The organism is Candidatus Tisiphia endosymbiont of Ptychoptera albimana (assembly GCF_964026605.1).
Lineage (GTDB): Bacteria > Pseudomonadota > Alphaproteobacteria > Rickettsiales > Rickettsiaceae > Tisiphia.
Genome location: NZ_OZ032164.1, coordinates 305,932 through 330,500, shown reverse-complemented (window position 1 = coordinate 330,500; position 24,569 = coordinate 305,932). Strand labels below are relative to the sequence as shown.

At 32.4% G+C, this 24,569-nt stretch carries 23 protein-coding genes and 1 tRNA gene; 6 read left to right on the top strand and 18 right to left on the bottom strand.

The annotated features are described in order from the left end of the window. Positions 1-254 precede the first annotated feature (254 nt). The 5 genes from AAGD36_RS01520 to AAGD36_RS01500 form a co-directional block, all read right to left on the bottom strand. Positions 255-1,784 (bottom strand): HlyD family type I secretion periplasmic adaptor subunit, encoded by a 1,530-nt coding sequence (locus tag AAGD36_RS01520; protein ID WP_341755645.1) that lies wholly within the window; start codon positions 1,782-1,784, stop codon positions 255-257. 9 nt (positions 1,785-1,793) lie between these two features. After that, entirely contained in the window at positions 1,794-3,551 is a 1,758-nt protein-coding gene (locus tag AAGD36_RS01515; protein ID WP_341751967.1) for a type I secretion system permease/ATPase, read from the bottom strand. Positions 3,552-3,795: 244 nt separating this feature from the next. Further along, positions 3,796-4,821 carry an aspartate-semialdehyde dehydrogenase gene (gene asd, locus AAGD36_RS01510; protein ID WP_341755644.1) on the bottom strand — a complete coding sequence of 342 codons (1,026 nt, stop codon included), beginning with the start codon at positions 4,819-4,821 and terminating at the stop codon, positions 3,796-3,798. 25 nt (positions 4,822-4,846) lie between these two features. Then, positions 4,847-5,197 (bottom strand): HIT domain-containing protein, encoded by a 351-nt coding sequence (locus AAGD36_RS01505; RefSeq protein WP_341747712.1) that lies wholly within the window; start codon positions 5,195-5,197, stop codon positions 4,847-4,849. Positions 5,198-5,248: 51 nt separating this feature from the next. Continuing rightward, positions 5,249-5,614 carry a DUF2628 domain-containing protein gene (locus tag AAGD36_RS01500; protein ID WP_341747711.1) on the bottom strand — a complete coding sequence of 122 codons (366 nt, stop codon included), beginning with the start codon at positions 5,612-5,614 and terminating at the stop codon, positions 5,249-5,251. A 90-nt stretch (positions 5,615-5,704) separates the two neighbouring features. On the opposite strand from AAGD36_RS01500, the gene hslV reads away from it, so the two are divergent. Genes hslV through AAGD36_RS01485 form a run of 3 tightly spaced genes read left to right on the top strand, consistent with a single transcriptional unit; the run spans position 5,705 to position 9,149 of the window. Further along, positions 5,705-6,265 (top strand): ATP-dependent protease subunit HslV, encoded by a 561-nt coding sequence (gene hslV / locus AAGD36_RS01495; RefSeq protein ID WP_341755643.1) that lies wholly within the window; start codon positions 5,705-5,707, stop codon positions 6,263-6,265. Continuing rightward, complete coding sequence (gene hslU, locus AAGD36_RS01490) at positions 6,262-7,626, top strand: ATP-dependent protease ATPase subunit HslU (RefSeq protein WP_341755642.1); 1,365 nt, start codon at positions 6,262-6,264, stop codon at positions 7,624-7,626. Before hslV ends, hslU begins: the two co-directional genes overlap by 4 nt. Before the next feature lie 2 nt (positions 7,627-7,628). Then, positions 7,629-9,149 (top strand): YifB family Mg chelatase-like AAA ATPase, encoded by a 1,521-nt coding sequence (locus tag AAGD36_RS01485; RefSeq protein ID WP_341755641.1) that lies wholly within the window; start codon positions 7,629-7,631, stop codon positions 9,147-9,149. 155 nt (positions 9,150-9,304) lie between these two features. On the opposite strand, the gene AAGD36_RS01480 is transcribed toward AAGD36_RS01485, so the two are convergent. The 10 genes from AAGD36_RS01480 to AAGD36_RS01435 form a co-directional block, all read right to left on the bottom strand. Beyond that, entirely contained in the window at positions 9,305-9,559 is a 255-nt protein-coding gene (locus AAGD36_RS01480) for a hypothetical protein (RefSeq protein ID WP_341755640.1), read from the bottom strand. Between the two features lie 102 nt (positions 9,560-9,661). Continuing rightward, the gene (locus AAGD36_RS01475) at positions 9,662-10,105 is read right to left on the bottom strand and encodes a phasin family protein (protein WP_341755639.1); all 444 of its coding nucleotides are present in this window, start codon (positions 10,103-10,105) and stop codon (positions 9,662-9,664) included. A 108-nt stretch (positions 10,106-10,213) separates the two neighbouring features. Further along, on the bottom strand, positions 10,214-12,268 hold the full coding sequence (locus tag AAGD36_RS01470; protein WP_341755638.1) for a S9 family peptidase: 2,055 nt from the start codon (positions 12,266-12,268) through the stop codon (positions 10,214-10,216). A 7-nt stretch (positions 12,269-12,275) separates the two neighbouring features. Then, complete coding sequence (locus AAGD36_RS01465; protein WP_341755637.1) at positions 12,276-13,892, bottom strand: proton-conducting transporter membrane subunit; 1,617 nt, start codon at positions 13,890-13,892, stop codon at positions 12,276-12,278. A gap of 40 nt (positions 13,893-13,932) precedes the next feature. Beyond that, positions 13,933-14,805, bottom strand: a complete 873-nt coding sequence (locus tag AAGD36_RS01460; protein ID WP_341755636.1) for a type II CAAX endopeptidase family protein — start codon at positions 14,803-14,805, stop codon at positions 13,933-13,935. A gap of 139 nt (positions 14,806-14,944) precedes the next feature. Then, complete coding sequence (locus AAGD36_RS01455; RefSeq protein ID WP_341755635.1) at positions 14,945-16,414, bottom strand: proton-conducting transporter membrane subunit; 1,470 nt, start codon at positions 16,412-16,414, stop codon at positions 14,945-14,947. Beyond that, positions 16,414-17,817 (bottom strand): proton-conducting transporter membrane subunit, encoded by a 1,404-nt coding sequence (locus AAGD36_RS01450; RefSeq protein ID WP_341755634.1) that lies wholly within the window; start codon positions 17,815-17,817, stop codon positions 16,414-16,416. Before AAGD36_RS01450 ends, AAGD36_RS01455 begins: the two co-directional genes overlap by 1 nt. Continuing rightward, complete coding sequence (locus AAGD36_RS01445) at positions 17,814-18,170, bottom strand: Na+/H+ antiporter subunit C (protein ID WP_341755978.1); 357 nt, start codon at positions 18,168-18,170, stop codon at positions 17,814-17,816. The genes AAGD36_RS01450 and AAGD36_RS01445 overlap by 4 nt, the downstream gene beginning before the upstream one ends. A 36-nt stretch (positions 18,171-18,206) precedes the next feature. Beyond that, on the bottom strand, positions 18,207-18,953 hold the full coding sequence (gene virB9 / locus AAGD36_RS01440) for a P-type conjugative transfer protein VirB9 (RefSeq protein ID WP_341751979.1): 747 nt from the start codon (positions 18,951-18,953) through the stop codon (positions 18,207-18,209). After that, the gene (locus AAGD36_RS01435; RefSeq protein WP_341747699.1) at positions 18,950-19,651 is read right to left on the bottom strand and encodes a VirB8/TrbF family protein; all 702 of its coding nucleotides are present in this window, start codon (positions 19,649-19,651) and stop codon (positions 18,950-18,952) included. Before AAGD36_RS01435 ends, virB9 begins: the two co-directional genes overlap by 4 nt. 235 nt (positions 19,652-19,886) lie before the next feature. Here AAGD36_RS01435 and AAGD36_RS01430 point away from each other — a divergent pair. Together AAGD36_RS01430 and AAGD36_RS01425 are read left to right on the top strand one after the other, a co-directional pair. Beyond that, positions 19,887-19,961, top strand: a tRNA-Gln gene (locus AAGD36_RS01430). Positions 19,962-20,905: 944 nt separating this feature from the next. After that, positions 20,906-21,556: a hypothetical protein gene (locus AAGD36_RS01425; protein ID WP_341755633.1), complete on the top strand. Its 651-nt coding sequence runs from the start codon at positions 20,906-20,908 to the stop codon at positions 21,554-21,556. Here AAGD36_RS01425 and AAGD36_RS01420 read toward each other — a convergent pair. The 3 genes from AAGD36_RS01420 to AAGD36_RS01410 all read right to left on the bottom strand — a co-directional run bounded on the left by AAGD36_RS01420 (position 21,553) and on the right by AAGD36_RS01410 (position 24,193). Further along, positions 21,553-23,400, bottom strand: a complete 1,848-nt coding sequence (locus AAGD36_RS01420) for an AAA family ATPase (protein ID WP_341755632.1) — start codon at positions 23,398-23,400, stop codon at positions 21,553-21,555. The genes AAGD36_RS01425 and AAGD36_RS01420 overlap by 4 nt on opposite strands. A gap of 66 nt (positions 23,401-23,466) precedes the next feature. Continuing rightward, positions 23,467-23,937: a hypothetical protein gene (locus tag AAGD36_RS01415; RefSeq protein ID WP_341755631.1), complete on the bottom strand. Its 471-nt coding sequence runs from the start codon at positions 23,935-23,937 to the stop codon at positions 23,467-23,469. Further along, positions 23,927-24,193: a hypothetical protein gene (locus AAGD36_RS01410; RefSeq protein ID WP_341755630.1), complete on the bottom strand. Its 267-nt coding sequence runs from the start codon at positions 24,191-24,193 to the stop codon at positions 23,927-23,929. The genes AAGD36_RS01415 and AAGD36_RS01410 overlap by 11 nt, the downstream gene beginning before the upstream one ends. A 22-nt stretch (positions 24,194-24,215) precedes the next feature. Here AAGD36_RS01410 and AAGD36_RS06930 point away from each other — a divergent pair, with 22 nt between their 5' ends. Then, positions 24,216-24,563 carry an ATP-binding protein gene (locus tag AAGD36_RS06930; protein ID WP_410521247.1) on the top strand — a complete coding sequence of 116 codons (348 nt, stop codon included), beginning with the start codon at positions 24,216-24,218 and terminating at the stop codon, positions 24,561-24,563. Positions 24,564-24,569 lie beyond the last annotated feature (6 nt).

Below are 24,569 nucleotides of genomic sequence, written 5' to 3'. Positions count from 1 at the left end.
TTTTTTAGAGTAACGCTTCGCGTATCCTGATCTTGGATTGTTGCGTCGCCGCTTTTTCGCGACTCCTCGCTAATAGACGATCAGCAGCCATTTTAATGGTGGTTATATAAAAAAGTAGGGTATTATGATAACATACCTTCTATGTTATTTTTTTAGATTCCCGCCATTGCTTAGAATGACAGCGTTTTGACGTTAGTACTATAGTTATAGTACTAGGATAACTTTTTGGCTAAAACCTTCTCTAGTTAGCTATATCATTTCTCTTTAAATGCTCTAAACATCGTATCAGTAATAGGATCAAGTAAATATTTCAGGAGAGTCCTTGTGCCAGTAACAATTTGAACTTCCGCTTGCATACCAGGATGTAACTCTAACTTTCTAGCTTTTGCAATCTTATTAAACTCATCCATATCAATCTCAATTCTAGCGATATAATAAGTGGTAGGATCTTGAGTTGGAGTATTTCTGTCTTGTACAATATCAGGAGATATTTTAACAACTTTGCCAGTAAATAACGGCGTTGTTCTAGATTTAAAAGCACTGAAGCGAATTTTTGCTACCAAGCCTTCATGCACTGAATCTATATTCTTGCTTGGAACTTTTGCTTCTATTATCAAATTATCATCAGTTGGAGAAATCTCTAGAATCGGATAACTTGGTGAAATCACCTGTCCTATTGTATGATAGTGCAATACATTTATAATACCATCAACTGGTGATTTAATAACCACTCGATTTAAAGAGTCCTGATGTGCATTAAATGCTTCTTTAAAACGAGCTACTAGCTCTTGTGCCTCTTTTAGTTCAGTCAGAGTTTTCTCTGTATATTTATTCTGTAAGTTAATAATGCTAATCTCACACTCTGTAATCGAATGCTTAATAGACGCAATCTCAGCTTCTGCCATAGCTATCTCACTTTTGTACTGTGCTTCCTTAGCTTCTAAGTCTAATAAAGCGGCTTTATTGGCAAAACCTTTTCCATGCAATGTACCCATTGCCTTTAAACGATCCTTAACAACCTCTAGAGTTTTTACATTTGCAACTTTTTTAGCCTGCGTACCTTCGATTTTTTTATTTAATTGCTCGATCCTTTGATGTAAGGCATTTTTTTCACTTTTATATACTTCTTTTTTAGACTGAAATAAATTTTCTTGGGTATGTATAATCCTTGCTACTTCAGGTAAATTGATATCTTTGGTTAATAATTCTGGAAATTCAATCTGAGCTTGATTATCTCTCTCGGCAATTAAACGACTTTCCGTTGCTAAAGCATGTCTATATTGACTTAAATTACTTTCATATGCTGACTTAATTCTTGTATCTTCTAGCTCTATTAATTTATCTCCTTCTTTAACTTGATCACCTTGTTTAACAAAAATATTAGCTATAATTCCACCTTCTTGGTGATTAATTGTCTTCTTATTACCACTCGTTATAACAACACCCAATGCTGTAGCAGCACTATCAAGAGGAGCAAAACTGCCCCATACCCCTCCAACTAATACAAAAAAGATTATTACATATACCCCAAAAAGAATTGGGGATCTAGCAATTTGCACTACATCATTGCGATCAACATCATTATTTTTAGTAACAAAATTGACGAAACGATCAAGATAATATAATGTATTTTTAATGGCATTAGAAATCTTTACTATTACCTTTTGTGATACAATAGCTCCCTTTGTTTTTTTTGTGTGTGTTAAATCATTTTGTAGCGACAAAAGCTGTTTAAGTTGCTCCGCTGTAAATGCCGGCTTATTGTTATTTGACTTTTCTTCCATATTTAAAACTTATTCATTAATGTGGATTACACCATTTTGTAACAGTTTAACTCGATTTTGCATTTCTTCTTGAGTGCCATAAAGAGCTACCGCCCCCTCTTGTAATACCAAAATCTTATCTACCACCGATAATACAGAAGGTCTATGAGAGATAACAACTACAGCAATACCCTTAGATTTTGCTTGCTTTAAGCAATTTGATAGGGCTATTTCACCCGCTTCGTCAAGATTTGCATTAGGTTCATCTAAAATAAGTAGTTTAGGATTACCATAAAATGCTCTAGCAAGACCAACCCGTTGTTTTTGTCCACCAGAAAGATTAGAGCCTGCTGTTCCAATATCTGAATCATAGCCATCTGGTAATCTTAAGATCATTTCATGAGCTCCAGCAATTTTAGCTGCCTCAATTACTTTTTCCGGATCAGCATTTTCAGCCATCCTAGCTATATTCTGCTTTATACTACCACTAAATAACTCTATTCCTTGCGGCAAATATCCTACATGTTTACCAAAATCTTCCCTGTTCCAACGATAAATTTCTCCACTATCAAGCCTAACAGTCCCTGACGATGCTTTCCATACCCCAACTAAAACTTTTGCTAAAGTTGACTTACCTGCTGCAGAAGGTCCTATAATTGCTAATATCTCACCAGGCTGCACCGCAAAGGACACTCCTTTTAAAATATATCTTGGTACTGGCGGTTGTGGTATATGTGGAGGAATTGGTATCGAATAATAAATATTTTCCACAGTTAAATGTCCTTCAACATTTGGAATTGGCATTGCTTCTTCTCTTGATTTATACGAAGCAAATAATTGATTGATATTTTTATAAGATTTTATAGCTCCGCTCATACTTTTCCATAACTCAATAGCGTTATCAAAAGGGGCTAAAGCTCTACCAACTATAATGGAACTCATAATCATACCACCAGTAGTCATCTCTCTTCCTGAAGTACTAACAACAACATAAGCCCCAATCCCAGTTACCAGCATCTGCATAACATTACGGATAAATCTTGAAAAATTAGAAATAGCACCATTACGGTAGCTAGCAGTTGATTGCTTCTCCAAAGAAGCAATATTAAATTGATGCCAATTTGCCGTAACATTTTTCATCATGCCCATAGCTTCTACAACTTCTGAATTTCTATTGGCGATGTCAGCTTGCGTCATACCCTTTATAGAAAATTCAGTAGCTTCACCGAGAGTTTTATTAGTTGCAGCTGCATTAAAGAAAGCCGTAGATACAATAATAATAGCCCCAGCTAATGTAAGGATTCCAATATATGGATGAATTAAGAAAATTACTATTATATAGACAACACTCCAAGGAGCATCAAATAAAGTATTAATACCAGTGCTAGTTAGAAAGGTTTTTACTGTTTGGAAATCACGAAGTAACTGACTAGCACCCATATTAGTACGAGTTGCAGAGGCTGAAATAGAGTGACCAAAAATTACAGGAGCAATTGTTTTATCCAACCATTCACCAACTTTAATTAGGGTGAATGATCTAGCAATTTGCAATAACCCATAAATAAAATAGATCGTACCAATAATAATAGACAACCACATTAATGTAAATAAGTTACCACTTCCTATAACCCGATCAAGAACTTGCAAGGAGTAAAGAGGTGTTATCAACATTAACAAGTTAATAACAAACGCAAAACTAAAAACTATCCAAAACGCAATTTTGCATTTCTCAAGAGCAGTAGTTAGGGGATTTATTACTTGAGATACTAATGCACTATTATTTCTCATATTACCATTGTCATATTATATTTTTCTGAATTAATAATCTATATCATCTAACACAAATTAAATTAGCCTGTCCTGATAATAGTAGTTATCCGAACCTGATGGCTTCCTAGCTCTATTATATTTTTTACTGCTAATTGGTAAAAATTATACTATTTGTAATATTTTTTATTTGACTCTACACTATACGCAAAATAAATAATATGGCAACCTCTTTATTAGACTTAGAGCCTAAAATATAACCTAATTACTTTTTCGACAAATATCCTTTTATCAACTCCTCAGCAATTTGTACAGCGTTTAAAGCTGCTCCTTTACGTAAATTATCTACTGTAATCCATAAATTAATGGTATTTTTTTGACTATGATCATTTCTAATTCGCGAAACATAAACAAGATCTTTACCAACAACATCTATGGGAGAAACATATTGTGTTTTATCCAAATGAGAATTAACTACAATAGAGTCTGATTCTTTTAGTATTTCTTCTATTTCTTTAGCATCTATCTCTCCGCTAAACCCAACATTCACTGAAATAGAATGACCAACAAACACTGGCACTCTTACGCAAGTTACACTAAATTTAGCATGTGATCCTATAATTTTTTCTAATTCCAAGGAAATCTTCGATTCTTCACTAGTAGAACCGTCTTTATTAAAATCACCTATATGTGGGAATAAATTAAAAGCTATTTGTTGCGGGAAAACTTTAGGCTCGATGTCCTTAAAAACATATTTTGCCTTGGTTTGCTCATAAAGCTCATCCATTCCTTTTTTGCCCGCTCCTGAAGCTGACTGATAGGTTGATATAACCATTCTCTTAATCTTTACTGCATTATCCAAAGGCTTTAATACAGTAGCTATAGGAGCAGTACAACAATTCGGATTAGCTATAATATTTTTAATAGTATAATCTTTTAGGCTGGCTAGATTAGCTTCTGGAACTATCAAAGGAACATCAGAATCAAGTCTGAAAAATGACGATTTATCGATAACTATGCAACCTTGTTCTGCAACCTTGGGTACATATTTCTTTGATATTTCTGAACCAGCTGAGAAAAAAGCAATATCGATTTTACTAAAATCTACACTGTCTATGTCAGATATTTTTATAGTGCCATCTCCAAAGCTAACCTCTTTACCATTAGACTCACTCGAAGCTATAGCGTGGATATTATTAATTGGAAAATTTCTCTCAAACAAAATTTCTAAAGTTTCTCGCCCAACATTACCCGACGCACCAATTACCGCAATATTATATTGTTTTGTCATCTACATTTATCTTTTTATCAATTGACTATATCAGCTTAGAAATAGTTTTTCCCCCTATAATATGGAAATGAAAATGGAACACACTCTGTCCAGACTTTACCCCTTTATTAGTAATCAAACGATAGCCATCTTGATCTAAACCAACTAGCGATGCAATATAGGCTAGTTTGGTGAAATAATCTTTAATTTCATCGCTAGAAGCTTTAAGGATAAAATCACTATAGTCAATATACTCTTTTTTTGGTATAATTATTATATGTACTGGAGCTACAGGATTTATATCATTAAATGCTATTAGATTATCATCTTCATATATTATCTCTGCTGGAATATCTTTACCAATAATTTTTACAAAAACATTATTCTTGTCATACATATTATACTCTCATTTTTATTATCTACTCCCAAATGTCAATATTTGAGATTACTATAACACATTTTTTTCATCCACTAAGCGTTCTAAAAATTTTAATTCAGCTTCTATCTCAGATTTTGCTAATATTATGTCTGTAAGTTGGTATTTCTTTTTTTGCAAATCATATTCTCTCATATCATCGCTGAAAAAACCAAATATCAACATAATGGCGAGTTGACTTACAGAAATAAAATTAGTACAACCTAAACTTGATATAAAAATACTTAATATCAAAGTAGTTATTAGTGGTAACCACATTCTATGATAGAATGCCCAAAACACGCTTAAAAACGCAGCAAATAATGAAAAACCTTGCTTGATAAGAATAAAATCATTATCTTTTTTTTGAGGATTAACATATATTGAATAAATATTCATAGGAAAGTCTTGTAATTACGATATTAAATGATTACTTAAATAGCATAATAATAAACAAATAGCCAAACATCAATATTTAAAAGATTCTTTATGTCAGATAACTCGCCCGGTCCTGTCACATTACACGGGACTACTATACTTTGCTTAAGAAAAGGTGGGAATGTTGTAATCGCAGCGGATGGTCAGGTCTCCCATGGTAATACAATTTTAAAATCTACAGCAAGAAAATTAAGAGTCATGTTCAATAATAGTATTATTGCTGGCTTCGCTGGGTCTACGGCAGATGCTCTAACTTTATTTGAAAAATTAGAATTAAAGTTGGAGAAATATTCGTATCAGTTACTGAGAAGTGCTGTAGAACTGGCAAAAGATTGGCGTAGCGATAAATATTTACGTAAACTTGAAGCAATGATGATCGTTGCAGATCAAAAAAATATATTAATTTTAACTGGTAATGGCGATGTAGTTGAACCTGATGGTGACGTTGCTGCCATTGGCTCTGGTGGATTATATGCACTGTCTGCTGCTAGAGGTTTAATGTCTTTTGACAATGACCTAACTGCAGAAGAGATTGCTTTAAAATCAATGAATATTGCAGCCGACATCTGTGTTTTCTCCAATCATAATATTATTTTAGAAAAAGTTATATGAGTACTAATATTAAGAAAAAATCAGTGGGATTAACTCCCGCTAAATCTATGGGATTAACTCCCGCTAAAATCGTAGCTGAACTTGATAGATTCATTGTTGGGCAATATAAAGCTAAAAAAGCTGTTGCGATAGCGTTGCGGAATCGCTGTAGACGTAGAAATGTAGACGAACCACTTCGTCAAGAAATAGTGCCAAAAAATATTTTAATGATAGGACCAACTGGCGTAGGTAAGACTGAAATCGCTAGGCGACTTGCTAAGCTTAGCGGCTCACCATTTCTTAAAGTAGAAGCAACAAAATTCACTGAAGTAGGATATGTTGGACGAGATGTTGAGTCAATAATACGAGACTTAGTGGAAATAGCTGTTAACACACAAAAAGCTAATGCTAAAAAAGCAGTGATTGCTAATGCACATTTAAAAACTGTAGAGAGGATTTTGGATGCTTTAGTCGGCAAATCAGCATCAACTGAAACTAGAGAAAAATTTTGTCGCAAGCTTGAAAAAGGTGAACTTGACAATACTGAAATTGAAATAAGTATAACAGATTCAGGTGGCTTATTTGGTAGTAGTAATTTTGAGATTCCTGGTATGCCAGGAGCTGCCATGGGCGTATTAAATATTTCTGATATGATCGGCAAAGCTATTGGTACTAACAAAACAAAAACTAAGAAAATGCTGGTTAAAGATGCTCGTTTAATTATTTCTGCCGAAGAGTCAGAAAAATTGATCGATCAAGAAAAAATTATTCAAGATGCCTTAGTGCTAGTACAAAATGATGGTATAGTATTTTTGGATGAAATAGATAAAATCACCTCAAGAGCTGAGGGGAAAAGTTCAGAAATTAGTAGAGAAGGAGTGCAAAGAGATTTATTACCTATTATTGAGGGTACAACTGTTAATACAAAACATGGACCTATAGAAACTGCACATATATTATTTATAGCATCAGGTGCTTTTCATTTATCAAAACCATCTGATTTGTTACCTGAATTGCAAGGAAGGCTACCTATTAGAGTAGAGTTAAGCTCACTTACTAAGGACGATATGATAAAAATTTTAATTGAACCAGAATCAAGTTTAATAAAACAATATTCAGCCTTAATTGCAACCGAAGGGGTAAAATTAAAATTTACTGATAATGCAATAGATAAAATTGCTACTTATGCAGCAAATGTTAATTTAGAAGTTGAAGATATTGGAGCAAGAAGGTTACATACTATTCTAGAAAATTTATTGGAGGAGATAAGCTTCAATGCAAGTGATACGAAAGAAAAAGAGATAGTTATTGACGAACATTTTGTCGACCAGCAATTATCAAAAATTATCAAGAATCTTGATCTAGTAAAATTTATTTTATAAAAATGATAGTTCACCTTGGTAGTTTAACTTTTAGCGGTATAGATATTATCGATGTTGATGTGCAAGTACAGATATCACCAGGGATACCTAATTTTACTATAGTAGGACTTGCTGATAAAACTATTGGCGAGTCTAAAGAACGAGTTAGAGCAGCACTTTCTTCAATAGGTCTTGCCTTGCCTGCTCAAAAAATACTGATAAATTTAGCTCCAGCTGATTTGGTTAAAGAAGGTAGTCATTTTGACCTTGCTATTGCTTGTGCTATACTTAGCAGCATGAAAATTTTACCAGCTGAGGAAATACAAGAATATCTAGTAATAGGCGAATTATCTCTAGATGGTTCTATTCTACCTGTCAGCGGGGCTTTGCCTGCTGCTATTGGTGCTTTGGCTAGAAATAAAGGGCTAATTTGTTCAAAATCTAATGGTCAGGAAGCTGCATGGTCTGGCAATAATAATATTTTGGTAGCAGGAAATTTAATAGAGTTAGTTAACCATTTTAAAGGCTCACAAATATTATCATCACCTGAATTAGAAATTGACACTACTATAATAAATTACCCTAATTTTAAAGATATCAAAGGACAAAAAGCCGCTAAGCGAGCTTTAGAAATAGCAGCCTCTGGTGGTCACAATCTATTAATGCTTGGTCCACCTGGTACTGGCAAATCTATGTTGGCACAATGTATACCTGGTATATTACCCAAAATGCGACCCGAAGAAATATTGGAGTGCAGTACTATAGCAAGCGTTGCAGGCAAGCTAGCAAACGGAAAACTATCAAGAGCTAGACCTTTTCGTACCCCCCACCACTCATGCTCGATAGCAGCGATGGTCGGCGGTGGGGTTGGTAAAAGAGTAAAACCTGGAGAGATCTCGTTAGCACATAACGGAGTGTTGTTTTTAGATGAATTACCAGAATTTCCACCTAACGTTATCGAATCTTTAAGGCAGCCAATTGAAACCGGAGAAATACTAATTGCTAGAGCAAATTCGCATATAAAATATCCTGCTAACTTTCAGTTAATAGCAGCAATGAATCCTTGTAAATGTGGTTATTTAAGCGATCCTCACAAAGCATGTTCTAAAGCCCCAAAATGTGGGAGCGATTATCAGATGCGAATTTCTGGTCCTATCATGGATCGATTTGATCTACATATAGAGGTAGGATCTATCGACTCATATAACTATGATTTAATAGAAGATGATACAGAAGAAGAGTCGGGGCAGATAGCATACAGGGTCGAAATGGCTCGTAATATTCAACAAACTAGATATGAAGGATATAATATCAAAACAAATAACCGTTTGGACGGACAGTTGCTTATCGAACATGCATTGCCAGTAGATGACGGTAAGGATTTACTTAATGAAGCCGCGACAAAATTTCGTATATCCATGCGTGCTTATAACCGTATCTTACGGGTTGCAAGAACTATAGCGGATCTAGACGCTTCTTCCAACGTCTACAGGATACACATTGCTGAAGCACTAAACTATAGAAGAATAGGGGGTAGCTTTTGAATTAACCATTAGTCGTACTTCTGTATCAAGTACCCTAAATTTTTCTATAATCGTCATAGCAAGGCTCTTTAGATGCCGTGAAACCTGTATCACTTCTTAAAACAGCCTTATGTTGTCCTTTCAACTAATAAACTAATTTCTTTAGCCAAATCTACCTATTTTGCTGAGCTATTTGCTGTTGATATATTTTGACTTGTTTGTTCTTTTAGTAGTTTACTTTTTTCTTCTATTGAATTAAGAAAGAAATAAGTGAAGGTTAGGAAACCAACTAAAAGCGGTATAAATACAAAGAGAATTGCCTTTAGTTTCCTAGCTGATTCTTCACGATCCAGTCGTTTTTCTCTTTCTTCTTCTGTTTCAACAAATTTATTATCGGTATTTCTGTCAGTATCTAAATTATCTTTTGACATTTCTATAATCTAAGGTTCTCGTTAGTTGTATTGTAATGCTATCTTTAGTTAGCTCTTTAATTTATGCGTATTTAAGTTATAAAATATACCCATTAATAATTCTTAAGCTTTGTTTTTTATGTTATCACAAGTCTTAGTCATCTCTCCTGTCATACTATTTATGGCATCAAACATTTTCATTGAAGTATCAGATACCATACTGACAAACTCTTTAATGTTATTGATTGAAGTTTCGCAAGTCGACTTAAGGTATTTTTGCTGACATTCGGCTATTTGGTTTAAATCTCCAGAAGTTATTGCATCTTTTGTAGAATTCAGCATATTCATAGCATTGTTTTGAAAATCCTCTGAATTTTTTTGGATCATAGACTGCAGTGATTCAGTAACAATCTGATTTGTTGTAGTAAGTATTTTAGTACTTTTCTTGATAGTATCTGACATGGCAGAAAAATCCATAACAGGTAAGTTTTTTACGGAATTTATGTAAACTTCTGGATTCATAAAAGATTTCATAAAATCTACAAATTGGGCAGTACTATTAGTCATTGTAAATCCTCTAAATTAAGTGATCTATTTATTGTGTAAATCATAAATCTCATGTTACCATTTATAAAAATACGAGTCAATAGCTGGTTAATAATAATCTTAATATAGTCAATTGATTATACCAAAAACCCTAAATATAAATATTATATCATCAGCTGCTTCTTTTAGATAATCGAAACGACCAGAAGAACCTTTATGCCCTGAATCCATATTAGTTTTTAGCAATAATATATTATCGTCGAGTTTTGTTGCTCGAATCTTTGCTACCCATTTAGCCGCTTCCCAATAGCCAACTCTAGGGTCAGAGATTCCAGCAGTGATAAATAGACTTGGATAATTTTGTGGCTTTATATTATCGTACGGAGAATAAGACTTAATATAGTTAAAATACTCTAATTCTTTAGGATTACCCCATTCCTTAAATTCACTAGGGGTTAATGGCAATTGTTCATCGAGCATAGTATTTAATACATCAACAAAAGGTACATGGGCAAGTGCTGCTTTAAATAATTCTGGCTGTTTATTAATGACCGCACCAATTAACATCCCCCCTGCACTTCTGCCACAGATTACTATATTACCTTGGCTAGTATATTTTTCTTTAATTAGCTCTTTACTAACCGCAATAAAGTCATCGAAAGTTCTTTTTTTATTGAGGAACTTGGCAGCCTCATACCAATCATGCCCGAGATCATCTCCCCCTCTAATATGGGCAAGAGCATAGACAAATCCACGATTTACAAGAGAAATAGCTGTATTCCGGAAGGATACTGGTATGCTAACACCATATGAACCATAACCGTATAAATATAAAGGATTCTTTCCATCCTTGTTAAATAACGATTTTTTATATAATAAGGTAACTGGTACTTTAACCCCATCATTATCAGCAAATATCCTTTCTACCATATATTCTTCAGGATTGAAACCACTTGGGATTTCTTGTACTTTCAATATTGACAATTGGTCACTATCAAAATCATAACTATAAGTGGTGTTTGGTCTAGCAAGTGAAGAATAATTTACTCGAATATCATCTTCATCAAAATTAGTAGACATGGCTGAGGCAGTAAAAGCAGCATCCGGGAAGTGGATAATTTTCTCATCCTGTTCTTTAAGATGTTTTATTTTAATAACTGGTAATCCTTGATCACGATAATTAACTATCAAATAATTTCTAGTGATGGCAAAGCTTGACAAATATTTACCCGAGTCTTCCGGTATATAATCATTTTTCCATAAATCATTTTGAAAATTATGTACATTTACTAATACTATACGAAAGTTCTTTGCCCCCTCGTTGGTATTAATATAAAAATTATCACCATTATGCTTAACATTATAAAAAATCCCATCCTTTGCAGCTCTAATAAGTTTAGGCTGGAAGCTATGATCACTCATTTCTATAGCATATATTTCATTTTCATTATGACCAGAAATATCAATAAAAATATATTGTCGACTAGATGACTTGCCTGCATTCAACTGATATAATGGATTTGTTATATGATGTACTAACTTATCATTGGAAATTACATCCCCTAAAGAGTGGAACATTAATTTATCACAACGAGAATTCTCATTAATCGGCATATAAAAGAATCCTTTCAAATCTTCATGCCAAATTATATTGCGACTAACGTTATGTATTTCATCTGGTAGATATTGTTTGGTCTTTAAATTATAGACTTTAATTGTATATTTCTCATCACCGGTAAAATCAACACTATAAGCTAGTAACGTATGATCAGGAGAAACGGCTACTAGACCTACATCAGTAAATTTATTATCTTTGGCAAGAACATTGATATCTAATATAATTTCTTCCGAAGCATCCACTGACCCTATCTTTCGGCAATATATCGGATATTCGGTATTTTCTTCAGTTATAATATAATAATAATTATTATCTTTTTTTACATAAGTTGACTGATCAGCAAGCTTAATCCTGCCTTTTAATTCTTCAAAGATTTTATCTTTTTCTTCTTGTAACGGCTGAAAAAATTGCTCGGAATATTTATTTTCTGCCTGTAAATATTCTATGATTTCTTTATCGTTAACATTAGGCCATTTGATATCTCTAAGCCAGTGATATTCATCTGTAATTTTCTGGCCGTGCAATGTAAAGCTATAATCGATCTTATTAGCTATGGGTGGCTTCATTTTATCCTCATCTAGTGCTGATTATTATAAAAGTAATTAATGATATCATTACTACTAATAGAGCTGTTGACTGATTATGCCAAGATTTCATCTTACGTAAAGTATTTTTTTCTACTCTCTTAAAAACAGGGTACTCCGCCCCTAGTCTATCATGAAACCCCTGCCCCACTAAGTGATATTTAGAATAAATACGACGAATATTATTTTCAATAAACTGAAATAAGTCTAAATTTATGTTGGCAGTTGAACGCCTAGAAATCGTTTTACTAAGAACTAAGGCGAATATTATACCTATTACTATTATTACCATTTGTTTTACTAAATCCAACCAATTTGTATCAATTATTTCAATAGGATAAGATGACCATACTAGTTTCAAACCTTCTTCTAAACAAAAGCTAGTTGCTAATAAAAACGATAGCATGACAAATAAACTAACTTTAGTTAGAATATTTAACTTAAGGTAAAAACCACTAATCAAAGATTTGTATTTAACCGCAGAAAATAAAGCAATGCATGTGACAATCTTGAGTAGGAAAATAGCATAATAATTAATATCTTGCTCCAAAGCATTGGTTACAACAATTTTGGTAACAAAACTAGCAAAAGGAGGCAAGGCTATAATGAACAATACACTAACTATTAAACTAACAAACAACAAATGACTTTTGGGCGAGTAAATTCCTTTTATTTCAGAACAATTTTCTATATTTTCTTTGTCTATTAATATAGCAACGTATAAACAAAATAAAGCTTTATACAGTATATGGACAAAAAGAAAAACTATGATTCCTAAATTTGCTTGTTGAGATTTTGTGCCAATAGCAATTAGCATGAATCCAAGCTGAGAAACAGTAAGATAACCTACTAATCTTTTGATGTTATCTTCTAGGCAAGCATAAACCCCGCCATATATAATCATTAATAATCCAAAGAATTTAAGTATTTCTAAGCCACTAAATAGTTTAAGGAGTATAATTATCGATATTTTACTAGTAAAGCTAGTTAAATATATCATCCCTGAGCTTGAAGCAAATGGATAGCAATTAACAATCCATCCAGAAAAAGGTATGCTAGCTACATTAATCAAACAACCACAAAGTATTAGAGCATAAAATATAAAACCAGCCTCTTGATTTTCTGTCAATGAGGTAAGAGAAATAATTTGTGAACTAGAGGTGTGAGTAATTATATAACTAATCCCTATTAAAATAAGACTCCCACTTATAAGATGGGTAAGCAAATATTGTCTTGCTGCTCTAACACTATTTTTGTAATTGCCATAAAAAATCAACAAAGCAGCAAATATCATCATCATTTCTAGAGAAGCAAACATCGAAACAAAATCCCCAGCAAATAAACAGACCAAAGAACTAGCTGAATATATGCTACCTATAACTACCTCAAATTTTCTGTTTTTACTTATGGCATATAAGTTAGTAGCCAGCGTTACAACAATAAAAGCAAGTGCTATTAACTTATTTTCACTACTAAAATTAATAACAAAACTATTATTGTATAGATTAACTACCATCTCATCTTTGTTGTTAATTAATAATATGCCAGCAACTATAGGATAGATTATTGCAATAATATAAAATATTTTATAAAATGCATTTCTCATTATTTAGCCTCAATTTGATGAAGAGATAGGTTAACCTGACTTATATATTTGCAGCAGGATAGCTAAATAACATTAAGTGGAATAAATTTAATCCAAAATGCACCATCATTGCACATATGATCCTATTTGTTTTATCGTAAGTATATCCGTAACATAAAGCACAAATCGTGGCTAATATTATATAAATGCTACCCCCTTGAAAATGAGCTAAACCAAATATAAAAGATGCAATAATAATATGAGCATTTTTACCTCCTATCCCTAAAATATTAAATCCTGCAAGTGGTTCTAATAAAGTTTTTAAGGTATTCTGTAAGAATCCACGAAAAATTACTTCCTCTGCCATACATACAAAGAATAAGTTATTAATTGCCCAAATCAATAACACATTTGGTATCTTCGGATCGAATTTTACATATCCACTAATAAAAGCAGGGATTAAAACTCCTGCAATACAAAGTAAAAGAAAACAAGCTGTTTGTTTTAAAGATTTTACATCTATAGTTTTCTCTAAAATATAAAAATTACTTATAGAATAGAGTATTAGTGCAGACATAGTCTTGTCAAAATTTAAAAACATAGAAAATGGACGTGACAACTCAGAAAGCTGGACTTTATTTAAAACTAATATATTAAAGAAGCCTGGTATTAAATGAAAAGCAAATCCAGCTATGAAAGAGAATACTCCTATAAAGAATAGAATTTTTAAAACTTTATTGACATTATTAAGGTGGAAATATAAGTATGTCATTATACTAAAGCAACACAACAAAGTTAGTCCAACGATATTTATTACGCCCTGAGATAATCCTACAATATTTGTTATAATGATGCTTATGTATAAAAACTTTTTATCTCTATGAAACAATGCAATAATTACTGTAATAATTAATAAAATATAAGTTATGTTCATCTGATTCCTTTATATTTGTGTTAAGTTATTTTAGCACCCCTGTTTTGGTGCTAGATATAGAATGTCTAAAACACCCTTCCTGTCTATTTCTTTAGATTCCCGCATATGCGAGAATGACATCAATTCTATCACCACGAATTCAAGTTATAAATACAAAAAACTTCTTAATAAAAATTTGTATAAAATAAAATAATACCACCATGCACGAGCATATAACTAAACTCAATAGCATAGAATTAGGTAATTTATTTTCTATAGAAAATATTTTAGAATTATTATCAATAGGCTTATAAATAAATATTATCAGCTTTGCTAAATACAGTGCAGAGAACAGCGTACTTAAAGCTAGTACCCCCATAACTAATATTTGATTTTGTTCGGCAGCAGCTAACATAATATAAAATTTACTAATAAAACCACCAAAAGGAGGAATGCCTATTAAGGATAAACTGGCAATAAGTACCATAAGGCTAGTTTTTGGCATTTCTCTACCAGCATTGATCAGGTCAGAGACTTGGTTAGTTTTCTTTAAGCTATAAATACTTCCCATCCCATAAAACAAACAGATTTTAGTGAATGAATGTGAGGATAAATGTAGGATAGCTGCTCCTATAGATTTTGAAGTAAACATGAAGCTACTCAATAAAGCTATCCCTAACTGGTTAATCGTAGAATAGGCTAGAATCTTCTTAATATTATCACTAGTTAAGGCTTTAAAGGAACTATAAAATATGGTGATAATAGGAAAGAAAAGAATCCAATTAAATTCAGCAAAAATAGATTGTAAATATTTAAGACCAAAAATATATATCAGAATCTTATAGATACAAAAAAGCCCAGTTTTAACCACTACCACCGCATGTAGTAAGGCACTTACTGGGTAATGTGCTACCATTGCTGCTGGTAACCATTGATGCAAAGGGTATAAGGCTGCCTTCGATATGCCAAAAATAAACATTAATAATAAAATTATTATTTGACTCCTGGAAAAATAATGTTCGATAAAACCTTGTGATGTAAAATCACCATGCCCTGCTTTAGCATAAATAATTATTAGGGCTGGCAAGAATAGTAATATCCCCGAGATCATCAATATTTTTAAATATTTATAGACCCCGACCATAACTTTATCTCCACCACTATGACCAATTAATGGAGCAGTTGATAATGTTAATATTTCATAAAAAATAAACATAGTAAAAAGATTTGAAGATAATGCTACCATCCCACCAGATAACACACTTAGATTAATGAAGAATAGAAAACGACTGGAATTATCAATATTATTAATTGCCAAATATTTGGTGGTGTAAATTAACGCACAAATCCATAAGAAACTCAGTAAAGTTAAGAAAATGAGGCTTAGGGCTTCTAAATGCAACCCTATAGAAAAATTACCATATATGTTTATTGACAGATTTGCTTTTACACCTTTCAGAAATAACCAATCAATAATTAAAATATTGACAAAAAAGAAGCTGCTAATAGTAATTAATAAGGAGTTACGCGTATTATTATCACTATTACTAATAAAGGGAGTAACTAAATTTAGCATAGCTAGCAGTAAAGTTGATAAAATCAAAAAACTAGGGGTAATAGAAGGGTACATTACTGTCCCCCTAATATTTGTAATTGGTTTAAGAATATTGGTAGAAAAAATTGCATTATACTAATAAAAATTAGTCCACAATACTTAGTGTTCGATTTTAATTGTGTATAATCATAGTGATCCCAACATAGTTTTTTGGCAATTTTATAATGATAAAGTAACGACATAGCAGAACTTATGACAATAATAACAAACTCTAGCCACATATCTTCCACAACCAACAACTCAAAAATACTAAGCTTAATGAAAAACATACTACTTATTGGCAAACCACAACTGCAAATTAGGCTAAAAACTACCAAGACCCGCCATAACATATTAAACGGTTTCGAAATATCAGAATAAGCAATGATCAGAAATAAAGCAATCTTGTTAATGCTATCAGCAAACAAAAAGGGAAATAACAGTGATTCACCTCTAGGAATAACTAAAAGCAAAAACATATAACCAATTTGCACCGCCGAAGAATATATAACAATATTTCTAACTTTTTGACTTCTGTAAGCAAAATATGTACATAAAGTAATAGTTATCAAAGCGATTAAGCTGATAAAATTTGATAGATACTTAATGATCACATTGTAATCAATAGTAAAATGAATGAACCTCAAGATTATATAAATACCAATTATACTGGATATACTAGCAAGATATGTCAGAATAACCGGAGCAGCTGCACTATAGGCTCTGATCATCCAAAAATGCATAGGGAAAAAAGCTGTTTTTAGTATAGAGCCAATCAGAAAAAAACTAATACCTATCACTATTTTGGAATCATAATGCGTCTTAAGAAGCATTGAAACGTCTAACATATTAAGGCTGCCAGTAATGCTTAATAAAAATCCAATGCCTATTAATATCAAAGTTGCCCCAACCGTACCGAGCATCAGATAATCAAAAGCACCGATGACAGCCTTGGGGTTATTACCCTGTGCCATTAGTGCATAGGTACTTAATGAAGATATTTCAATGAATACATAAAGATTAAAGAGGTCATTAGTACTTAATATACCAAGATAGCCGCTATGGGCAAATAATAGAACTGCGTAAAATAACGATTGCCTTTTGTTATCAATAAATTTAAGTACGGTAGTTGTAAGCAATTTGTTACAAAAAATTAGAAAAAATAATAATACGCAATTAATATAGATGATTATAGGTTGGTTCAGATAATCTAGCTTATATTCAATACCTATAGGGGCATGCCAATCACCAAAATCATATGACACAGCACCTTTATTAATTGCTGATAAACCACAAATACTTAAAAATAAACTTAGTGCAATCGAAATAACTGCTATAATTCGAGTGGCAAGCCTATAGCGAAAAGTGAGTATTGAGAATAACGCTCCAAAAAATGGCAGCAATACTTGCAAAGCAGGAAAATGTTTAATTAATGTCATTCACTTCGATCATTAGTCGTTTCACTAAAATTAATCTCACTTTCTGATATAGTATTAAATTGCTTAGAAATACGGTAAATCAAGCTAAGACCCAATGATAAAGTAGCAAATCCAACAACAATAGCCGTGAGCATTAACACCTGAGGGAGTGGACTTGAATAGCTATGTAGTGTTGTACGTTCAATTGGTACAATACCTTCACTTACCTTACCAAGCATAAGGTAAAAAATTAGCACCGAACTTTGCATTACACTAAGCCCAATAATTTTACGAACATAATTATCACTGGTTAGCATTATAAACAAACCACTAACTAACACTAGTAGTGTAAAAAAATATAAAATTTTTGAGATATATATAGTTTCTAAAAACATTGTTACTTAACTTAATTAATACGGCTTAAATGCTTCATTAAACACACATACTATTTTTTTACCATGACGTATTGACAGCTTGTGAAATACTTGTTCAATAATCACCATATTAGCATTATCTTGTGAGAGTCTATAATTTACCATCGACTCTCTAAGAGCTTCATCAACTGCAAAAATAGCTGGTAACTCAGCATTTTTATCTCTGAATTGTAGGTAAGTATACACTCCATCATCAAAAATTTTAATTGGTGCAATCGATTCATTACCACTTATGGAATAATTAAAATTATATTTTTCAGGATGCGATAAATCAAGGTTAGCTGAAGATGTAACGTAATTTTGTAAGTGATCTCCAGAATTTTCATCATCAGGATAAATAAACCTTAAATTAAAAACCATATCTGGATCTCTCATATCTAAGGCTTCTGTAGCATATAGTTCAAAAAAGTAAGTTCGCTTATTAGTAATAAGCGTCATATTAGTTGTAGCATCTTGTTCCATCGGTTTAATGAATATCCTATGCCCCGCTGGTACTATTTGCCAAGAAGTGGTATCTCCCATGGAAATACTAACTATTTCTTCATCTTTTGCTAGCTCTATACTAGCCTGATAACCATAATATCCAGTAAACTTAAATACATCATCAGGACTATAAACCATTACCCTGATTCTACTATCAATCGGCATTGGTCTAGATTCCCTAACGGCTAACGCAGTATTTACAAAAAATACTGCTACAAAAAATATTATTAGTTGCTTCATCTTATTTTTTTACTTTTATCTTCTATTAACTTAAGTTTGTAACCAGTGACAGCAAAATTAAATCTTGAGTTAGGCGGTAGATGTATATTAATTGCATCTATTTCAAAATTTATTGTAGCTTGCCACACCATATTTTCTAAAATATCATTAGAAGCGTTTTTTGCCAAAGATGTAAATGTAACTTCAGCCTTATTATTTTTATGATAAACCACTGATGATATATTAACAGAACGCTTTAAGGACTTTTGGTAACGCATAACTGGAGACAATGGATTGTCAATATTCATAAAATTGGCAAATTGTCTAAATATTATACGCGTAGAATTATTTTGCATAAATATATACTGAGGACGAAGTAAGTCATAGTCATATGATTCTCTATGTATAACGTAATTTCTAATCATAATATCTGCAATAGAATTAATTGCATTATGCTTAATATGATTAGCGTTAGTTATTGTTGCACTTTTAAGGGATTTAGCACTAATTGCGTATCTCACCTGACGCTTTACTGGTAATAAAGTCTCAAAATTAATCACCACACTTAGAAATAATACAAAAAGAACTACACTAAATATCAACAAAAATGTTCTGTGTACAAGTGGATATATATATTCAAAATTATACCATCTTTTCGCATCAACAAAATATTCACCAGACTTAATATATTCTTGAACAGAATTTAATAGCTTATCCATTAGTTTTAAATAATTGCTTACCTATATCGGATTCTAACACATATTAGAAAAGATGTTATAATTTTTTATAAAAATTATTCTTTTAGCCTGTTCAAAAAGCTAATTTTGTGTCTACAATACCAATAAAAATCGTATTAAGAATAGTCAAATTAAAAAGAATATTTGACTCAAGAAATGTTTGTTGTTATAAGCTCTGTGTATATTAAGTGTACACTTATACACTAGTATTTAATGATGGGGCGTAGCCAAGTGGTAAGGCAACGGTTTTTGGTATCGTCATTCGGTGGTTCGAATCCATCCGCCCCAGCCATTTTCCGATTTTAGTGCATTTTACGAATGCATCAAACGGTGGACGTAGCATAAAGTCTAGCTTTCCGTCTTTTAATTTTAGGTTCGAAAAGACAAGATTTAACAATTTGCGTTTTTTTCCAATATTCGAACCTTTAAAGGTTTCTAATGCTCCGGAAGCCAGTTCTACTAGGTTAACCAAGCATTCTGAAAATTTATCATCAGCATAATCATGGCTTTCTATTTCTCTCACGATATCTTCACGTTTTTGTATTAATTGCTGACGTTTTCCTTCATGATCTTCCTTGCTAATATTACCATCTAAAAATAAATCAGTTAACCTATCCATACGAGTTTTGATCTTAGTATGCTCAGTATGTAGCTCTCCTATACGCATTTTATAAAAACCTTGCTCTATTTTTGCTGAGTTTTTAATATAACCAATTACTTCAGCTAACAATTCAGGCTCTAAATGGAGTGTTGCTAGTACTTTCTCAACTTCTTGTAGTATTATTTCTTCTTTCACGTATATCCTTTTATTAGGGTTATCAGGATGCCATCCTAATAATTCAAAAACTAGGTCCTATACCATAATGATACTAAAAAGCCGTGTAATAGCCTTAAAATAGATAAATAAGGGTATCTATGATAAACAACTTGATCAAGTTACTCTTGCTACGAGTTAAAACAATTATTTTTACAATAACCAAAAATTATTAATGCTAAAAAAATGTGACACTTGGCTCTAATACTGAAGGAGATGGGGTAATTTAATAATAATTCAACTTGACTTGTGCGGTGCTTGATATATCTCTGCTCTTTGAGTAGATACTACTTTCTAATTAAAGCAAAATTTATTATCTAAGGAAAAAATATGCCAGACAAAGCAACAAAATCAATAATTGTGCAGTAACTGGTAAAGTTGTAACAGCTGAAACTCACAGCAAAACATATTCAGATGGCAAAGTGGACGAATGGACTTATTTAGGTACATGGGATACAAAGAATCCAAACAAAAAGATTTATGTAAGAGAAGATGAGGTTTTAAAGCAAATAGAAGAGGTTTTTAAAAGAATAGGTATAAGGGGAGACCCGGAAATGCTAAAAGAGACCCTTGCCTATTTAAAAAACACAAATGAGCTAAAGAAAGATGAGCATGGGCAAGCAACAGCTGCTTTAAAGAAAGAGCATACCGAAAATGAGAATAGATTAAATTCATTAATAGATTTGCGACTCAATGGAGAACTTAGCACAGAAGAATTTCAAAGAAAAAAACAACAATTAAAAGATCGCCAATATGAAATTGCTCGTTTAATTAAAGTTTATGAGGAAGTAGACGATAAATTTACTGATACCGCTAAAACGCTAATAACTCTAGCATCTGAAGCCTATGAAACTTTTAAAGGTTCTGAAAGCCCTCAAAAACGCAAAATGATAAATTTCGTATTTCAGAACCTCAAACTAAGGGGCAAAAAACTTGAGACCTCTCTACGTTTCCCGTTCGATATTTTTGAAAAACGACAACTTGTACAAAAATGGCGGGGCGTAGTAGACAATTTCAGAACCACGATAGACATAAAATTACTGGTTATTCAAACACTTACAGTCTATTATTAAAGTATTGTCACCTGATATTGTAAATCCATATTTTTCCCGCAAAAAGCCATGCAGATTTTTAGTATTTGTTTAACATGTTGATGCTCTTTTATTTTAGTATCATATTTCCTATCAATAATTTGTTGTAAACCAGACCCTGCTATAGTCGTTAAATCTTCTGAAGATTTAGCGATTTTATACTCAATCACCATGGCCTTATCTCCTTTGCCAACTTTAGGGACCATAATTACATCAGGGCGTCCATCGCCTGATTCTTGCTCACTTGATATTATATAGCTCGGTGCTAGCATATTAACAATCCCTAGCATAAAGCCACTATAAAATAACTCTGCCTTTTTCTCCCCCACCTTATGAAAACTAGTGCTACTGTGCAGCAACTCCTGCATTCTTTGTTTAAACTCCTCTATTTTGCCAGCTGGTAGTAGGCTCATTAGCGGATAATATAATGAGCTATCCATTTGTAATTGTTTGCCAAGCCATTGCAGTAATCGAGTTTCATAAATAAATTTTACTTCTTCATTTGGTGCACTTAATGCAAAAATATTTCTTGTTGGCTCAACAGCGGTAGGATTCAAATAACCACTAAATAATAATAAGCTAAACAAACCTGAACGTGAACTAATATCAGCAAAACTTATCTGTTTCATAATAGGAGCAATAATAGCTTTACCAGCAGCCAATACTTGAATATCCTGCTGCATCTCATCTGACAATAAAACATTATCAACCCAACCAGTTCCTCCACTGTCAACCCAATAATAATCTAGCTTCCCTTCACTTGATAAACACATCATAATTGACCAAGGGTTATAGATGACTTCTCCCCCAAAATTATAGCCATTATACCAATCCTTAATTTCTGCTGGACTGGTAGTAAGTGGTACTTTAGTTAATAACTCATCCACTTCTGTTTGAGAAAATCCATAGCTACCTGCAAATTTTTTATCTAATAAACTATATTCTTTAACATTATTCAAACCGGAAAATAATTCAGCTTTGGCAATCCGCAAAATTCCTGTAATAACTCCACGTTCAACTGGCAATTCTTGATCGCCAGTTTCTTTTTTAAAGGTAGACTTCATGATTCCACGAAAAATTTCTAACACTTTCTGAAATTCTACCTCATTAGTACCAAACCACCTGTAAGCACTATTAATGGGCGTATCATATTCATCAATTAATACCCAAGGCTTTTTATTATAATGTTTGTACAGCAATCGGCTTAAAATAGCTAAACTATTTTTGATGTTGTCTAGAGTTACATCAGAAGATAAATATTGGTTAAAATCAGCTATCTCACTTGTTTTCAGTTTGTTACTGTCACTTAAATAGCTATGAGCTTGAAACAACTTCCGCAACTGGCTTTTTACACCTTGTTCAATATCGTAATAGCTTGAGCCTTCTACGCTTTTAAAGGTGATGAATATTACGGGGAATTGCCCTTGGCGTTTCATTACATTTTCACAAGACGCTATCTTTAAAGGTTGCAATTCTTTTGCTTCGTCAAACCCCAAATCTACTTCTCCCCCAGCAAATAATTTATAATTTACCTGCTTTTCTGTCGGCAAAGGATTGCCCTCATTGTCTAGCTCTATTTCTAGAAAACGCCTGACCATATCCATATTAATACTCTTCCCCCAACGTCTTGGTCGAGTGATTAGAATTACTTCTCCACTGTCTTCTAGTAATTCTTTGATCATTAAGCTTTTATCAACAAATACATCACTATTTAACAATAATGTTTTAAAGTCATCAGTACCTACCCTCATTCTAGGTAGTTTTTGCTCATCTAAAATCCTATTAATGCTTTCAGTTGTTGTATTACTCAAAGGGTTAAAGGTCATATTATTTGATAATTTACTTGGTTGTATGAAGGTTTAGTTTTTATAACGAAACCTTTATGGTATTAATCAATTTAATGTGTAAGGTTCTCTAGCATATAAGAACCATTGTTCCATGATTTCTTTAGCCCACATCTTTTTAAACATTAATTCAGGGTCTTTATAAATTTTCATGTATAATTTAAGGCTTTCTTTGGTTAACGCCATCTTAGATATTTGTTTTATCATCTTGATGGCATTGCTTGCTGCTTTAGAAGTTAATACTAAACAAACTGATGATAGTAAATACTCCTGATTTACCTTCACTACACGACACCCTATAATATCTCCTATCTCTATATCTTGGTTACTGTCTATGCCTTGTATGGTAATTGGCTTGTGCTTGCTCTCAATCATGTTAGTCAAAGTCAGATTCTTTCCTCTATATACATCTGCTACTTTATAAATACACATGTAAGAATCTCGTAACCCTAGCAAATACTTTTTGTCCATATCAGTAAAAGAATCCCCTTGAGTTTTTAACAAGTGATCAATACACATTCCAATGTGTTTTAGTAATCCTATGTGGATATTCGTTACTCAGAAAAAACTCTGTTGCACGATAAATCATATAATTGGTAATATTCTCGCCTAATTTATTACTTAACTCTAGAAGATTAACTTCTGCTGAATTTTCATCAAAATTATCCGGATCGGTTATCTCGCTAATAAAACTGCCAATAACGTCATGAAATAGTAATGTGTAATCTTCTTCTAAGTTTTTAATTAATGGTATTATTTGGTTAATTTTCATCATATAAAAATAAGTACGTTAATTAATAGGTCTATTTCTAATAGCTATATTTTTTATTTTATTATACCTAATTCTTTTACTATTTACAACATACGACAAAACCTCATTTGTTGAATCTTGTAAATGTTATTGGATAGATGAACTGAGCTATATACCAATAAAAGCCGAGGCTAGATTCTTATTATTTAAGCTGTTTGCTAAATTATATGAACAATCTTCGTTCATTGTAACGACCCATTTAAGGTTTGAAGAATGGGGGGATATATTTGGTAATCCTAAGGCAACAAAGGCAATTATTGATAGGATAAGGCATCATTGTCAAATCATAGAAATTGGTAATAAAAGTTTTAGAGGAGGCAAAGATGTAGATTAAAGATTA